The organism is Burkholderia sp. MSMB0856 (assembly GCF_001524645.2).
GTDB lineage: Bacteria > Pseudomonadota > Gammaproteobacteria > Burkholderiales > Burkholderiaceae > Burkholderia > Burkholderia diffusa.
In genome coordinates, this window is sequence record NZ_CP013427.1 from 2,507,989 (window position 1) to 2,523,324 (window position 15,336).

Annotated in this window: 12 protein-coding genes and 1 other RNA gene; 8 read left to right on the forward strand and 5 right to left on the reverse strand. The window is 66.2% G+C overall.

The genetic code is table 11. The annotated features are described in order from the left end of the window. Nucleotides 1-19: 19 nt before the first annotated feature. Nucleotides 20-2,623: a DNA gyrase subunit A gene (gene gyrA / locus WS87_RS12905; RefSeq protein WP_059816208.1), complete on the reverse strand. Its 2,604-nt coding sequence runs from the start codon at nucleotides 2,621-2,623 to the stop codon at nucleotides 20-22. Between the two features lie 536 nt (nucleotides 2,624-3,159). On the opposite strand from gyrA, the gene ompA reads away from it, so the two are divergent. The 4 genes from ompA to ssrA all read left to right on the forward strand — a co-directional run bounded on the left by ompA (nucleotide 3,160) and on the right by ssrA (nucleotide 5,796). Next, nucleotides 3,160-3,828, forward strand: a complete 669-nt coding sequence (ompA, locus tag WS87_RS12910; protein ID WP_006400736.1) for an outer membrane protein OmpA — start codon at nucleotides 3,160-3,162, stop codon at nucleotides 3,826-3,828. A gap of 152 nt (nucleotides 3,829-3,980) precedes the next feature. Beyond that, entirely contained in the window at nucleotides 3,981-4,679 is a 699-nt protein-coding gene (gene ubiG, locus WS87_RS12915; protein WP_059530025.1) for a bifunctional 2-polyprenyl-6-hydroxyphenol methylase/3-demethylubiquinol 3-O-methyltransferase UbiG, read from the forward strand. A gap of 13 nt (nucleotides 4,680-4,692) precedes the next feature. Beyond that, nucleotides 4,693-5,409 carry an HAD-IA family hydrolase gene (locus WS87_RS12920; protein ID WP_059816211.1) on the forward strand — a complete coding sequence of 239 codons (717 nt, stop codon included), beginning with the start codon at nucleotides 4,693-4,695 and terminating at the stop codon, nucleotides 5,407-5,409. Between the two features lie 17 nt (nucleotides 5,410-5,426). Beyond that, nucleotides 5,427-5,796, forward strand: a transfer-messenger RNA (tmRNA) gene (ssrA, locus tag WS87_RS12925). A 261-nt stretch (nucleotides 5,797-6,057) separates the two neighbouring features. On the opposite strand, the gene WS87_RS12930 is transcribed toward ssrA, so the two are convergent. The 3 genes from WS87_RS12930 to WS87_RS12940 all read right to left on the reverse strand — a co-directional run bounded on the left by WS87_RS12930 (nucleotide 6,058) and on the right by WS87_RS12940 (nucleotide 8,208). Then, the gene (locus tag WS87_RS12930; RefSeq protein WP_059699488.1) at nucleotides 6,058-6,411 is read right to left on the reverse strand and encodes a DUF4148 domain-containing protein; all 354 of its coding nucleotides are present in this window, start codon (nucleotides 6,409-6,411) and stop codon (nucleotides 6,058-6,060) included. A gap of 316 nt (nucleotides 6,412-6,727) precedes the next feature. Further along, nucleotides 6,728-7,000: a hypothetical protein gene (locus WS87_RS12935; RefSeq protein ID WP_059816215.1), complete on the reverse strand. Its 273-nt coding sequence runs from the start codon at nucleotides 6,998-7,000 to the stop codon at nucleotides 6,728-6,730. A gap of 101 nt (nucleotides 7,001-7,101) precedes the next feature. Next, nucleotides 7,102-8,208 carry a substrate-binding domain-containing protein gene (locus WS87_RS12940; RefSeq protein WP_059816219.1) on the reverse strand — a complete coding sequence of 369 codons (1,107 nt, stop codon included), beginning with the start codon at nucleotides 8,206-8,208 and terminating at the stop codon, nucleotides 7,102-7,104. Nucleotides 8,209-8,339: 131 nt separating this feature from the next. Between WS87_RS12940 and WS87_RS12945 the strand changes: the two genes are divergently transcribed. Genes WS87_RS12945 through WS87_RS12960 form a run of 4 tightly spaced genes read left to right on the forward strand, consistent with a single transcriptional unit; the run spans nucleotide 8,340 to nucleotide 13,642 of the window. Beyond that, the gene (locus WS87_RS12945; protein WP_059816224.1) at nucleotides 8,340-8,840 is read left to right on the forward strand and encodes an NAD(P)H-dependent oxidoreductase subunit E; all 501 of its coding nucleotides are present in this window, start codon (nucleotides 8,340-8,342) and stop codon (nucleotides 8,838-8,840) included. After that, nucleotides 8,837-10,414 carry a formate dehydrogenase beta subunit gene (locus WS87_RS12950; RefSeq protein WP_059816228.1) on the forward strand — a complete coding sequence of 526 codons (1,578 nt, stop codon included), beginning with the start codon at nucleotides 8,837-8,839 and terminating at the stop codon, nucleotides 10,412-10,414. The genes WS87_RS12945 and WS87_RS12950 overlap by 4 nt, the downstream gene beginning before the upstream one ends. A 17-nt stretch (nucleotides 10,415-10,431) precedes the next feature. After that, the gene (gene fdhF, locus WS87_RS12955) at nucleotides 10,432-13,383 is read left to right on the forward strand and encodes a formate dehydrogenase subunit alpha (protein WP_059816232.1); all 2,952 of its coding nucleotides are present in this window, start codon (nucleotides 10,432-10,434) and stop codon (nucleotides 13,381-13,383) included. A gap of 7 nt (nucleotides 13,384-13,390) precedes the next feature. Further along, nucleotides 13,391-13,642: a formate dehydrogenase subunit delta gene (locus tag WS87_RS12960; protein WP_059816236.1), complete on the forward strand. Its 252-nt coding sequence runs from the start codon at nucleotides 13,391-13,393 to the stop codon at nucleotides 13,640-13,642. Between the two features lie 8 nt (nucleotides 13,643-13,650). Here WS87_RS12960 and WS87_RS12965 read toward each other — a convergent pair whose 3' ends face one another. After that, on the reverse strand, nucleotides 13,651-15,315 hold the full coding sequence (locus WS87_RS12965; RefSeq protein ID WP_059816239.1) for an FAD-dependent monooxygenase: 1,665 nt from the start codon (nucleotides 15,313-15,315) through the stop codon (nucleotides 13,651-13,653). Nucleotides 15,316-15,336: the final 21 nt, after the last annotated feature.

A 15,336-nucleotide genomic window follows, 5' to 3' on the forward strand; every position in this document is an offset into this window, starting at 1 on the left:
CTCGAGTCTCATCCGTTCTTCAGGCTTCGCCGTCCGACGCCTCGTCGGCCTCGCCATCGCCCTCTTCGGCTTCTGCGATCTGCTGCAGGCCGGAGAGCTTGGTACCCTCATCGAGACTGATGAGTGTAACACCTTGCGTGGCACGTCCCATCTCGCGAATCTCGGACACGCGGGTACGAATCAACACGCCGGCGGTCGTGATCAGCATGATCTGATCCTCGGCGTCGACGAGCGTGGCGGCGACGACCTTGCCGTTGCGCTCCGACGTCTGGATCGCGATCATCCCCTTCGTGCCGCGGCCGTGACGCGTGTACTCGGTGATCGGCGTGCGCTTGCCGTAGCCGTTCTCGGTCGCGGTGAGCACGGTCTGCTCCTCACTGCCGGCAACCAGCAGCGCGATGACCTGCTGCCCGTCCTCGAGCTGCATGCCGCGCACGCCGCGCGCTTCCCGGCCCATCGGGCGCACGTCGTTCTCGTCGAAGCGCACGGCCTTGCCGGCGTCGGAGAACAGCATCACGTCGTGCGCGCCGTCGGTGATCGATGCACCGATCAGGAAATCGCCCTCGTCGAGACCGACCGCGATGATGCCCTTCTTCATCGGGCGGCTGAATGCCTCGAGCGGCGTCTTCTTCACGGTGCCGAGCGACGTCGCCATGAACACGAACTTGTCGGCCGAGAACTCCTTGACCGGCAGCACGACGTTGATCTTCTCGCCGTCCTGCAGCGGGAACATGTTGACGATCGGACGGCCGCGCGAGTTGCGCGAACCCTGCGGCACTTCATAGACCTTGACCCAGTACACGCGGCCGCGGTTCGAGAAGCACAGGATGTAGTCGTGAGTGTTCGCGATGAACAGCGTCTCGATCCAGTCGTCTTCCTTCATCTGCGTCGCCTGCTTGCCGCGGCCGCCGCGCTTCTGCGCGCGATACTCGGACAGCGGCTGCGACTTCACGTAGCCCGCGTGCGACATCGTGACGACCATGTCCTGCGGCGTGATCAGGTCTTCGGTATTCAATTCGGTCGCATTCAGCTCGATCTTCGAGCGGCGTGCGTCGCCGAATTCGGCCTTCACCGTCGTCAGCTCCTCGCCGATCATCGTCGTGATCCGCTCGGGGCGCGCAAGGATGTCCAGCAGGTCGGCGATTTGCGCCATCACTTCGCGGTACTCGCCGATGATCTTGTCCTGCTCGAGACCGGTCAGGCGCTGCAGACGCATCTGCAGGATCTCCTGCGCCTGCGTGTCGGACAGACGGTACAGCCCGTCGGTCTGCATCCCGAACGCCGGGTTCAGGCCTTCCGGACGGTACGCGGAGCGGCCGCCCGCCGCCGCATTCTCGGTCTCGGCGCGCGTCAGCATCTCGCGCACAAGCGACGAATCCCACGGCTTCGCCATCAGCTCCTGCTTCGCGATCGGCGGCGTCGGCGCCGCCTTGATGATCGCGATGAACTCGTCGATGTTCGCGAGCGCGACCGCGAGACCTTCGAGCACGTGGCCGCGCTCGCGAGCCTTGCGCAGTTCGTAGATCGTGCGGCGCGTCAGCACTTCGCGTCGATGCGACAGGAAGCACTGCAGGATTTCCTTCAGATTCAGCAGCTTCGGCTGGCCATCGACCAGCGCGACCATGTTCATGCCGAACGTGTCCTGCAGCTGCGTCGCCTTGTACAGGTTGTTCAGCACCACTTCGGGCACTTCGCCGCGCTTCAGTTCGATCACGACGCGCATGCCGCTCTTGTCGGACTCGTCGCGGATGTCGGAGATGCCCTCGAGCTTCTTCTCGTTGACGAGCTCGGCGATGCGCTCGAGCAGCGAGCGCTTGTTCACCTGGTACGGCAGCTCGTCGACGATGATCGCCATCCGCTGGCCGCGGTCGATCTCCTCGAAGTGCGTGGCCGCACGCATCACGACGCGGCCGCGCCCGGTGCGATAGCCGTCGCGCACGCCGGCGACACCGTAGATGATGCCGGCCGTCGGGAAGTCCGGCGCCGGGATGATCTCGATCAGTTCGTCGATCGTCGCTTCCGGGTTGTTCAGCAGGTGCTGGCACGCGTCGACGACTTCGTTCAGGTTGTGCGGCGGGATGTTGGTCGCCATGCCGACCGCGATACCCGACGAGCCGTTGATCAGCAGGTTCGGGATGCGCGACGGCAGGACCGACGGCTGCATCTCGTTGCCGTCGTAGTTCGGCTCGAAGTCGACCGTTTCCTTGTCGATGTCGGCGAGCAGTTCGTGACCGATCTTCGCCATGCGAATTTCGGTGTAACGCATCGCCGCGGCATTGTCGCCGTCGATCGAGCCGAAGTTGCCCTGTCCGTCGATCAGCATGTAGCGCAGCGAGAAGTCCTGCGCCATCCGCACGATCGTGTCGTACACCGCGGTATCGCCGTGAGGGTGATACTTACCGATCACGTCACCGACGATACGCGCCGATTTCTTGTACGCGCGGTTCCAGTCGTTGTTCAGTTCGTGCATCGCGAACAGTACGCGCCGGTGCACGGGCTTCAGGCCATCGCGGACATCCGGAAGGGCACGTCCGACGATCACGCTCATCGCGTAATCGAGATACGAACGGCGCATTTCCTCCTCTAGGGAGGTGGGCAGGGTCTCTTTGGCGAATTGATCCATGTATCCGTATCGTTTCGGAGCGAAGACGGCGAACGCCTTTCGCGTGGGCGCTGCATGCGCAACGCAACGCGAGATTCTAACATGCGCCCATCGGCCGCCAATTCGCCACCCCCTCTATATGTAAACAGCAAAAATCGCCGTCCGTGGAAAAGGCACCCGAACCGGCCATGATCGCGCCCCTTCAGAAGGCTTGGGCGTCGTTCGGATCCTTGTCACGCACGCGCGTAAACCCTTGCCGCCTTTCACGCAATTTCGTGGACACGCTCTTGACAATCCCTAAAAGTTACGGCAGGCGGGTGTTGCGCATGCACCACAAAGTTGAAGCGATCTTGGGGTGGGGAGGATTTTTTTTCGTAGGAAGGGAACGATATGGCAAAATGCCAACGCACTGAAAGTTAGACGCTGCTCGAAGTCTACACAGAGCGGTGCCACGTTTTTTGTGCCGCACCAATGTTATACTTCGAGCAATGTATGACTTGTCACCGTCAACAGGCTCGCAGTAAACCTGCGGTAATCTCAATTTCGAGAGGAGAAATATGAATAAACTTTCAAAGCTCGCGTTCATTGCAGCTACCGCAGTTATGGCTGCATCCGCTTCGGCACAGTCGGTGCCGGCGTCGCGTCAAGCCGTCAACGACAACTGGGTGAACGGCACGGGCGAATGGGTGTGGATGAACGGCACGAACGAGCTCTGCTGGCGTGACGCGTTCTGGACGCCGGCCACCGCCAACGCGAAGTGCGATGGCGCACTGGTCGCCCAGGCACCGCAGCCGCCGGTCGCTCCGGTTGCTCCGGCCATCACGAGCCAGAAGATCACGTATCAAGCCGACGCGCTGTTCGACTTCGACAAGGCAACGCTCAAGCCGCTGGGCAAGCAAAAGCTGGACGAACTGGCTTCGAAGATCCAGGGCATGAACACGGAAGTGGTCGTCGCTACGGGCTACACGGACCGCATCGGTTCGGACAAGTACAACGACCGTCTGTCGCTGCGCCGTGCGCAAGCCGTCAAGTCGTACCTGGTCAGCAAGGGTGTCCCGGCCAACAAGATCTACACGGAAGGCAAGGGCAAGCGCAACCCGGTCACGACCGGCTGCAACCAGAAGAATCGCAAGCAACTGATCGCCTGCCTCGCACCGGACCGCCGCGTGGAAGTCGAAGTGGTCGGTACGCAAGAAGTCCAGAAGACGACCGTTCCGGCGCAGTAAGCCGCGGTTTTCGACTGCTTCAAAGCCCCGCTCCGGCGGGGCTTTTTCTTTGACGCCCGTCCTGGCGCTCGCTGGCCTCGTTGTGCGCCCCCTTATATACTCGGGGCTGACGTACCGACGCACCGCCCTCCTTCCGTAGCCCGTTTGCCGACATGACCAACGCCGATCCGCACGAACTCCAGAAATTCAGCGACCTCGCCCATCGGTGGTGGGATCCGAATGCCGAATTCAAGCCCTTGCACGACCTGAATCCGGTCCGGCTCGGCTGGATCGATTCGCATGCGCACCTCGCCGGCAAGCGCGCACTCGATATCGGCTGCGGCGGCGGCATCCTGTCCGAATCGATGGCAGGGCTCGGTGCGCAGGTGAAAGGCATCGACCTGTCGACCGAAGCGCTCGGGGTCGCCGACCTGCACAGCCTCGAAAGCGGCATCACGGTCGACTACGAGGCGATCGCCGCCGAAGCGATCGCCGAACGCGAGCCGGGCACTTACGACGTCGTCACCTGCATGGAGATGCTCGAGCACGTGCCGTCGCCGGCCGGCGTCGTCGCCGCGTGTGCGACGCTCGTGAAGCCGGGCGGCTGGGTGTTCTTCTCCACGCTGAACCGCAACCTGAAGTCCTACCTGTTCGCGGTGATCGGCGCCGAGTACATCGCGCAGATGCTGCCGAAGGGTACCCACGACTACGCGCGCTTCATCCGCCCGTCGGAACTGGCGAGCTTCATTCGCGGGACCGATCTGCACATCGTGGAGATCAAGGGTATTACCTATCACCCGATCGGCAAGCGCTTCGCGCTGTCGAACGACACCGACATCAACTATCTCGTCGCGTGCCGCCGCGGCGCGTGACCCTCCGACCGGCATGACGATTCCCCTTTCGACCGAGCGGCCTGCATTCGACGCGCCGCGCCTGCTGCACTGCGATGCCGTGCTGTTCGACCTCGACGGCACGCTCGCCGACACGGCACCCGATCTCGCCGCTGCAGTCCACAAGATGCAGCGCGTGCGCGGCCTGCCCGAAACGTCGCTCGACGTGCTGCGGCCGCTGGCATCGGCCGGTGCGCGCGGCCTGCTCGGCGGAGCATTCGGCATCGACCCGCAATCGCCCGGCTACGACGCGATGCGCGACGAGTTCCTGACCAATTACGCGACCGACATCTGCGTGCACACGGTGCTGTTCCCCGGCATCGGCGACGTGCTCGACGAGCTCGATGCACGCGGCGTGCGCTGGGGCATCGTCACGAACAAGGCGATGCGCCTCACCGCGCCGCTCGCCGACCTGCTCGGCCTCGCGCCGCGCGCGGCCTGCATCGTCGGGGGCGACACAACGCCGCACTCGAAACCGCATCCGGCCCCGCTGTTGCATGCGGCGGAACAAATGACGCTCGCGCCGGAACGCATCGTCTACGTCGGCGACGATCTTCGCGACATCCAGGCCGGCAGCGCGGCAGGGATGGCGACGGTCGCGGCCGCGTACGGCTATTGCGGTGACGGCGTCGCGCCGGCCGACTGGCAGGCGCAGCATCTTGTCGGCACGACGCAGGAACTGCGCGAACTGCTGCGCGATGTTGGGCTATAATGATCGATCTTATCCGCGGGGGCGACCTGGTTTCGACAGGGGTTGTGAAGCGGCTAGGGCATGTCGAGGACCCGTCACCTCGTTAATCAATGGGAAAATCGTAACTGCAAACGACGATACGTTCGCACTGGCAGCCTAACGGCCGCCGTCCTCTGCCTAGTTCACTGACGGGCTAGTGTCGCAAGACCGGTAGCAATACCGCCAGAGGTCATTTACGTCAGTTAAGCCCTGTCGGCGTCGCGACGCCAGGGTCGAAAATCTAGCGAATCGCCGTAGTGCAGCGTGTTCGTCCGCGTCGCTGCGGTTAAATCAAATGACTGAACTAAACATGTAGAACTAGTCGTGGAGCGCTTCTGGACGCGGGTTCGATTCCCGCCGCCTCCACCAAATTCCGCGCTTGACGCACGAACCCCGCACGACGCGAGTCTGCGGGGTTTTTTGTTGCCGGAGAGGCCGAACATCCCGCGCCCTCCGAAAAAGCGCCCGGCCTCGGACGGGCCGGGCGGAATGCCGCCGGCATTCCGGCGGCAGGAGGTGACGGATGTTCGACGTCGCCCGCGAGGTGATCGACCGCGGCGGACGGTCCCCTTGCCCGGCACGCGACGCTTCATCGCAGCCGCAGCACGGCCTCACCGGGCGACGAGCCGCTTAGCTGCCGCGATACAGCGACTTCATTTCTTCTGCGCTGGCAGGACGCACGCCGATCGCACGCGAACCCGATGCCGATGCGCCCTGCACCTGCGCGCCATAACCGCTGGCGTCGGCGCCTTGCGCTTGGGCGAGCGCGCTGCGCTGTTGCTCCGCGACACGCGCCGTGGCGGCCTGGATCGCTTCCGGATAGTGCGGATCTTCGCCGCGGGCGGTGTTGTAACCGGCCTGCTGGAGCTGAACCAGTTCGGCGCGAACCTGTGCGCGGGTGAGTGCCGAGCCGGACTGCGCGAACGACACGACCGGGGCAACGAGAGCAGCAGCAACGACAACGGCTTGAACGAGCGACTTCATGATGACCTACCTCCAGATTTGTCTGATTTCGCGGTGAACACCCGTTCATCGCTGACAAACCGAAGTTTATGTAGGCATGTGCTTAAGAATAAGGCAGGTTTCAGGAAGACATCCTTCCCGAAACAAGGGTTAACCCTAGATCCATGCAGACATGGGCCAGCACCGCAAGATCGCACCACGCGAGACCGAACCGAGCCCCACAAAGCACGAGCCCCGCAAGGCAGTACACCCTGCGGGGCTCGAAAAGAACCGCGCGGCATCGGCGCGGTCTGGACAAACGATCGCGGCGTCGGCCACCCGGCGCGTCAGCGCCTGCTTATTGAGTGTCCATCGGACACTTCAGGTTGCAGCCGTTCGGGTCCCCCAAATCGCCCTTGCGGCGCAATGCCGACTTCTTGCCGCTCTGGTATTTCTGCGACGGCGCAGACGCCGCGAACGGCATCTGCGGATGCTCGTTCAGGCGGAACTGCTCGCTCAGGATCCCGCCGGGCACGCCCGGTGAATTCTGCGCGAACGCCAACGGCGAAACAACAGCAACAAGAAGCCCTGCGGTCAACGCTGCCGCGGAGAAGGGAACGGATAGTTTCATGGCGGGATGACGCCTGAACGGCGTGCTTGTTGGAACGTTGATCAAGCGGCAAGCGTAGCGCAAATCCCTCGCTGCTGCAGCGCGGTTCGCGCGCGTCCCCGTTACCGTGCGTTGCCGTCCAGCATACCGCCCCCGGCGATACCGGCGAATCCCTCCGCGATGCCGATCAGCGTCCCGCACGCGGCCGGATCGTAGCCGTCGAGATGCGCGACGCGGTCGACGAAGCGCGCATCGCGCAACAAGGCGAGCACGCCGGCGAGCGGTCGCGAATCGAGCTGCGCGCGTTCGCACGCAAAGTAATAGTCCTCGTCGACGACCGGAATGAAATCGAGCCCGAAGTGATGGGCGGCCGGCTCGACGCCGAAGCCGAGATCGGCCATCCCGCTCGCGACGAACGCGGCGATCGCCGAATGCGTGAGCTCGGCCGACGCATAGCCGTCGATACGCTCGGGATCGATGCCGATCGCGCGCAATGCAAGATCGAGCAGCATCCGCGTGCCCGACCCCGGCTGCCGATTGACGAAGCGGATGTCGTTGCGGGCGAGATCGGCGAGCCCGCCGACCTGCTTCGGGTTGCCCCGCGGTACGAACAGCCCCTGCTGGCGGCGCGTCAGATGAATCAGCACGTGACGCGCGTCGTCGAGCCACGGCCGGTAGATCTGCGCGCACTGTTCGCGGAACGCGCCGCGTGGCAGATGAAAACCGGCCAGCTCGCATTCGCCGCGCGCAAGCGCCTGCACGGCCTCGACGCTCTCGCGATATTTGATGTCGACGGCGGCCTGCGCATCGACAAGCGCGGAAACGAGCGTCGCAACCGCGTAGCCGTGCGACGCATGGATGCGCACGGCGCCGTCGCGCTGCGCGAGCCGCCGGTTCAGGTCGCTCGCCACCTCGGCCGCCAGCGCGCGCAGGTTGCCGTCGAGACGGCTGCGCGCGAGCCGCTGCGCGTCGACGATCGCCTGCCCGAGCTCCGACAGCGTCGACCCCTTGCCGCGCGCCGTCTCGATCAACTCGCCGCCGACGCACGCCTCCAGCGCCCGCAGCATGCCCCACGCGTGCCGATACGACAGACCTTTCGCCTGCGCGGCCTGCGCGATGCTGCCCGTATCGGCCACGAGCTCCAGCAACGGGGCGACGTCCGACAGGCTGGCGGTGCGGCCCTCGGTGTCGCGTACGGTCAGATACGCGTCGCATTCGATTCGAATCAATTATGCACTCCGATTTCCTATTGCGACTGCGGAATCTTCCGCTTATCGTTGCTCAAAATCAATCAGGACGAAGTCCCGATGTGCACTATATGAATTAGAGGCACATATGAGACTTTGGAGGAGCATAACCGATGTCCCCGAATTCCCCTGCGCCCGACGCGCTCGTCGAGCGCCACGCGCGTGCCGGCCGCTCGCTCGTCGCGATCCTGCATGCGATCCAGGACGACGCAGGCTACGTGCCGGCAGGCTGCGTCGCGCCGCTTGCGAAGGCACTGAATCTGTCGCGCGCCGAAGTGCACGGCGTGCTCACCTACTATCACCACTTCCGCACCGCGCCGCCCGCGCGCATGACGATCCAGATGTGCCGCGCCGAGGCGTGCCGCAGCATGGGCTGCGAAGCGCTGGCCGCGCACGCGGAAGCGCGCACGGGTTGCCGGTTCGACGCGGCGCACGGCGATGGTGCCGACGCGCACGCGCCGGGTGACGTCGCGCTCGAATCGGTCTACTGCCTCGGGCTGTGCGCGCAATCGCCGTCGATGACGGTCAACGGCGTGCTGCACGCAAAGGTCACGCCGGAGAAGTTCGACGCCCTGCTCGCCGACGCGACCGCCCACACCCCGGAGGCCGCATGACGACCCGCATCTACGTTCCGCGCGATTCGTCCGCGCTGGCGCTCGGCGCCGACGCCCTCGCCGCCGCGATCGTCGCGGAAGCCGAGCGGCGCGGCGTCGCGATCGAACTGATCCGCAACGGCTCGCGCGGGCTGCTGTGGCTCGAGCCGCTCGTCGAGGTCGGCACGGCCGCCGGGCGCGTCGGCTACGCGAACCTGTCGGCCGCCGACGTGCCTGCCCTGTTCGACGCGAACTGGCTCGACGGCGGCGCGCATCCGAGCGGCGTCGGCCTCGTCGACGCCCTGCCCTATCTCGCGCGCCAGCAGCGCCTCACGTTCGCGCGCATCGGCCTGACCGATCCGCTGTCGATCGACGATTACCTGAAGCACGACGGCCTCGCCGGCCTGAAGAACGCGCTCGCGCTCGACGGCGGCGCCGCATGCGAATTGCTGATCGAATCGGGGCTGCGCGGCCGCGGAGGCGCAGCCTTCCCGGCCGGCATTAAATGGCGCACCGTCCGGCAGGCCAGCGCGACGCAGAAGTACATCGTCTGCAACGCGGACGAAGGCGATTCGGGCACGTTCTCCGATCGGCTGATCATGGAAAGCGATCCGTACTGCCTGATCGAAGGGATGATCATCGCGGGCATCGCGACGGGCGCGACGCTCGGCTACATCTACGTGCGCAGCGAATACCCGCACGCGATCGCGGCACTGGAAACCGCGATCGAGCGCGCCCGTGAAGCCGGCTGGCTCGGCGAACGCGTGCTCGGCTCCGCGCATGCATTCGACCTGCACGTCGCAAAGGGCGCCGGCTCGTACGTGTGCGGCGAGGAAACGGCGCTGCTCGAATCGCTCGAAGGCAAGCGCGGCGTCGTGCGCGCGAAGCCGCCGCTGCCCGCGCTCGCCGGCCTGTTCGGCCAGCCGACCGTGATCAACAACGTGATCACGCTCGCGACCGCGCCGGTGATCTTCGCGCGCGGCGCCGCGTTCTATCGCGACTACGGGATGGGCCGCTCGCGCGGCACGCTGCCGTTCCAGCTCGCGGGCAACATCCGCTACGGCGGCCTCGTCGAGCTCGCGTTCGGCGTCACGCTGCGCGAGCTGCTGTTCGACTACGGCGGCGGCACGGCCAGCGGCCGGCCCGCGCGCGCCGCCCAGGTCGGCGGCCCGCTCGGCACCTATCTGCCGGAACACCAGTGGGACGTGCCGCTCGACTACGAGGCGTACACGGCAATCGGCGCGGTCGTCGGCCACGGCGGCATCGTGCTGCACGACGACACGTCGAATCTCGCGGAACTCGCCGAATACGCGATGAAGTTCTGCGCGATCGAATCGTGCGGCAAGTGCACGCCGTGCCGGATCGGATCGACGCGCGGCGTCGAGACGATCGCACGCATTCGCCAGGGCGACAAGTCGGAGCGACAGGTCACGCTGCTGCGCGATCTGTGCGACACGATGCTCGCCGGCTCGCTGTGCGCGATGGGCGGGATGACGCCTTACCCGGTGCTGTCCGCGCTCGACCATTTCCCCGAAGATTTCGGGCTCGCCGCCGGCAAGCAAGCCGCGTCGGGTCCGGTCAAGGCCGCGGCCTGACCCAGAAGGAGCCCTGAATGTCCCTCGACACGAACAACGTCCGCCAAGGCGGCTGCGGCTCGGGCCAATGCGCGTGCAAGAGCGCCGCGCAGGCGCGCGTGCGCGATCCGTTCGACGAAACCGACTACGGCACGCCGCAACGGCATGCCGATACCGACGTCACGCTCGAAATCGACGGCCAGCCGGTGACAGTGCCGGCCGGCACGTCGGTGATGCGCGCCGCGATCGAAGCCGGCGTCAATGTGCCCAAGCTCTGCGCGACCGATTCGCTCGAACCGTTCGGCTCGTGCCGCCTGTGCCTGGTCGAAATCGAAGGCCGGCGCGGCTATCCGGCATCGTGCACGACGCCCGCCGAAGCCGGGATGAAGGTGCGCACGCAGTCGGACCGGCTGCAGTCGCTGCGCCGCAACGTGATGGAGCTGTACATCTCCGATCACCCGCTCGACTGCCTCACCTGCCCCGCCAACGGCGACTGCGAGCTGCAGGACATGGCGGGCGTGGTCGGGCTGCGCGAAGTGCGTTACGGCTTCGACGGCGCAAATCACCTGCGCGAGCAAAAGGACGAATCGAATCCGTACTTCACGTACGATCCGTCGAAGTGCATCGTCTGCAACCGCTGCGTGCGCGCATGCGAGGAAACGCAGGGCACGTTCGCGTTGACGATCGCCGCGCGCGGTTTCGAATCGCGCGTCGCCGCCGGCGAAAGCGAATCGTTCATGGCGTCGGACTGCGTATCGTGCGGCGCCTGCGTCGCCGCGTGCCCGACCGCCACGCTGCAGGAAAAATCCGTCGTCCAGCTCGGCCAGGCCGAGCACTCGGTCGTCACGACCTGCGCGTACTGCGGCGTCGGCTGCTCGTTCAAGGCCGAGATGAAGGGCACGCAGGTCGTGCGCATGACGCCGCACAAGAACGGCCTCGCGAACGAAGGCCACGCGTGCGTGAAGGGCCGCTTCGCGTGGGGCTACGCAACGCACAAGGACCGCATCACGAAACCGATGATCCGCGAGAAGATCACCGACCCGTGGCGCGAAGTCAGCTGGGAAGAGGCGCTGACCTACGCGGCGACGCAATTCCGCAAGCTGCAGCAGAAATATGGCCGCGATTCGATCGGCGGCATCACGTCGTCGCGCTGCACGAACGAGGAAACCTACCTCGTGCAGAAGCTTGTGCGCGCCGCGTTCGGCAACAACAACGTCGACACCTGCGCGCGCGTGTGCCACTCGCCGACCGGCTATGGCCTGAAGACGACGCTCGGCGAATCGGCCGGCACCCAGACCTTCGCGTCGGTCGGCCAGGCCGACGTGATCGTCGTGATGGGCGCGAACCCGACCGACGGCCACCCGGTGTTCGGCTCGCGCATGAAGCGGCGCATCCGCGAAGGCGCGAAGCTGATCGTGATCGACCCGCGCCGCATCGATGTGGTCGACGGCCCGCACGTGAAGGCCACGCACCACCTGCAGCTGCGCCCCGGCACCAACGTCGCGATGGTCAATGCGCTCGCGCACGTGATCGTCACCGAAGGGCTCGTCGCTGACGCGTTCGTCGCCGAACGCTGCGACACGCGCGCGTTCGAGCAATGGCGCGACTTCGTGTCGCGCGCCGAGAACTCGCCCGAGGCCACCGCTGAGGTGACGGGCGTACCGGCTGAACGGGTGCGCGAGGCCGCACGCCTCTATGCGACCGGCGGCAACGCCGCGATCTACTACGGCCTCGGCGTGACCGAACACGCGCAAGGCTCGACGACGGTGATGGGCATCGCGAACCTTGCGATGGCGACCGGCAACATCGGCCGTGAAGGCGTCGGCGTCAATCCGCTGCGCGGCCAGAACAACGTGCAAGGCTCATGCGACATGGGTTCGTTCCCGCACGAGCTGCCCGGCTACCGGCACATCAGCGACGCAATCGTGCGCAGCCAGTTCGAGCAAGCATGGTCGGCCACGCTGCAACCGGAACCGGGGCTGCGCATCCCGAACATGTTCGACGCGGCGCTCGACGGCAGCTTCAAGGGGCTTTACTGCCAGGGCGAGGACATCGTCCAGTCGGACCCGAACACGCAGCACGTCGCGGCCGCGCTGTCGTCGATGGAATGCATCGTCGTGCAGGACATCTTCCTGAACGAAACCGCGAAATACGCGCACGTGCTGCTGCCGGGTTCGACGTTCCTCGAGAAGGACGGCACGTTTACGAACGCGGAGCGCCGCATCTCGCGCGTACGCAAGGTGATGCCGCCGCTCGCAGGTTACGCCGACTGGGAAGTGACGCTGCTGCTGTCGCAGGCGCTCGGCTACGACATGCATTACACGCATCCGTCCGAAATCATGGACGAGATCGCGCGGCTCACGCCGACCTTCTCTGGCGTGTCGTACGAGAAACTCGACGCGCTCGGCAGCATCCAGTGGCCGTGCAACGAAGCCGCACCGGACGGCACGCCGACGATGCACATCGACGCGTTCGTGCGCGGCAAGGGCCGGTTCGTGATCACGCAGTACATTCCGACGCCTGAAAAGGTCACGCAGCGCTATCCGCTGATCCTGACCACGGGCCGCATCCTGTCGCAATACAACGTCGGCGCGCAGACGCGCCGGACCGAGAACGTCCGGTGGCACGAAGAGGATCGCCTCGAGATTCATCCGCACGATGCGGAGGATCGCGGGATCCGGACCGGCGACTGGGTCGGCATCGAATCGCGGGCCGGCCAGACGGTACTGCGTGCGCTCGTGTCCGACCGTATGCAGCCGGGTGTCGTGTACACGACGTTCCACTTCCCCGAGTCAGGGGCGAACGTGATCACGACGGACAGCTCCGACTGGGCCACGAACTGCCCGGAATACAAGGTCACGGCCGTGCAGGTGCTGCCGGTTGCGCAGCCGTCGGACTGGCAGCGCGCGTATGCGCGCTTCAACTCGGAGCAGCTCGATCTGCTCGAGCGCCGCGCCGCCACGCCGGCTGCCGCGACGACGGGCAAGTGAGGACGCGATGGACATCGGACACCTGATCGACATGGCCAACCAGATCGGCGCTTTCTTCGAATCTATGCCCGATCGCGAAGAAGCGCTGGCCGGCATCGCCGAACACATCCGGCGCTTCTGGGAACCGCGGATGCGGCGCGCGCTACTCGCCGCGCTCGACGATCCATCGAGCGAAGCCGGGCAACGCGCCGCGCCGATCGTGCGCGACGCGATCGCCGCGCACCGCGCATCGCTCACGCCGGCCGCGGCCCCCGCCTGAGCGCTCCGCTACGCGGGCACTGGCATGCCCGCGAACCAGCTTTCGCAATGGCGCAGCAGCGCGTTCGCGTCGGTGGCGGTACGGCCGCGCACCGCGATGTAGCCATCGGGGCGCAGCAGGTAGAACGACGGCCTCGAACGGCCGTATACCTGCGCGAGCCCGTCCGTGCCGTCGCTTTCGGCATCGGCGACGCGCCAGGTTCGCACGGCGCCCGGCATAATCCGCTCCAGCCCCTGCACGAGCGCCTGCGCGTCCGCGGGCATCGGCGGCACATCGGCCGTATCGCCCGTGTCTGCACCTGCCGGCTCCTCGAGCAACAGCAGCGTAAAGCTCGCCGGATCGTGCAGGTCGTATAGTCGCGCGGTCCCGGGCGCCCGGCCGAGCGGCCCGTCGACCACGTGCACGAGCGCGTCGGGTGCACGCTCGCCTGCGCGCGGCCCGCCATCGAGCACGCGTTCGAGCGTGAGCGGGCTTTTCCGGTATTGCACACCGAGCTCGCTGACGGTGCGGCGCACCGCGTCACGCACCGGCCCGAACGACGCCAGCAGCGGCACGACATGATCGCGCAGCAGCTTCATCGCGCCGTGGTCGGCTTCGACGATCTGCGTGATGAAGCCGGTCTGCCGCAATACATCGCGCTCGATCGGATGGCGCTCCGCGTGATACGTGTCGAGCAGCCGCTCCGGCGTGCCCGCGCCAAGCACGCGCGCGAGCTTCCAGCCGAGATTGAACGCTTCCTGGATACCCGTGTTCATGCCCTGCGCACCCGCCGGGCTGTGAACGTGCGCGGCGTCACCCGCGAAGAACACGCGCCCGTGACGCAGCCGGTCGACCATCCGGCTATGCAGACGGAAATACGCCGACCACGCGAGATCGCTCGGCGCGATCGACGCGCCGACGCGAGCGCGCACGATCGCCTCGCATTCGTCGAGCGTCGGGGTCGGCGGGGTCGACGCATCGGGCGGTGCGTCGCCGCCGGGCGGCCGGTCGGCGACAAGCCGGTAGCGGCCGCCGCCCATCGGAAACAGCCCCGCGATGCCGTCCGGCGTCGTGAACAGGTGGATCTCCTCGTCCGGCCAGTCGGGTATCGCCGCGAAATCGGCAAGCAGGAAGGTCTGCTCGAACGCATGCCCGGCGAAGCCCAGGCCGAGCAGATGGCGCACCGTGCTGTGCGCGCCGTCGGCGGCGATCAGGTACGACGGTGCGAACGCCTGTTCACGACCGTCGGCGCCGCGGATCGTCACGTCGAGCGACGTACCGCCCGCGTCGCACGCGGTCAGCGTGACACCGCGTTCGACCGTCACGCCGAAACCGGCCAGGTGCTCGGCGAGCAGCCGCTCGGTGATGCTCTGGTCGAGAAACAGCAAATACGGATAGCGTGTTTGCAGTGGATCGAAATCGAGCCGCGCGATCACGCGGCCGTCCGCATGCAGTGCGGCCGCATGCGCACGATGGCCCAACGCGAGAAACGGTTCGACCGCGCGATGCTGCTCCAGCAGTTCGAGCGTGCGCGCCTGGATGCCGATCGCGCGCGAATACGGTGCGGGCGCGGCGAGCCGGTCGATGATGCGCACCGGCACGCGGGCACGCGCGAGCGCCATTGCGGCGGCAAGGCCGGTCGGGCCCGCGCCGACGATCAGCACGGGCGGGATATCGAGCAGTGTGTCAGCCATGAGAACCTCGATGACACGCGA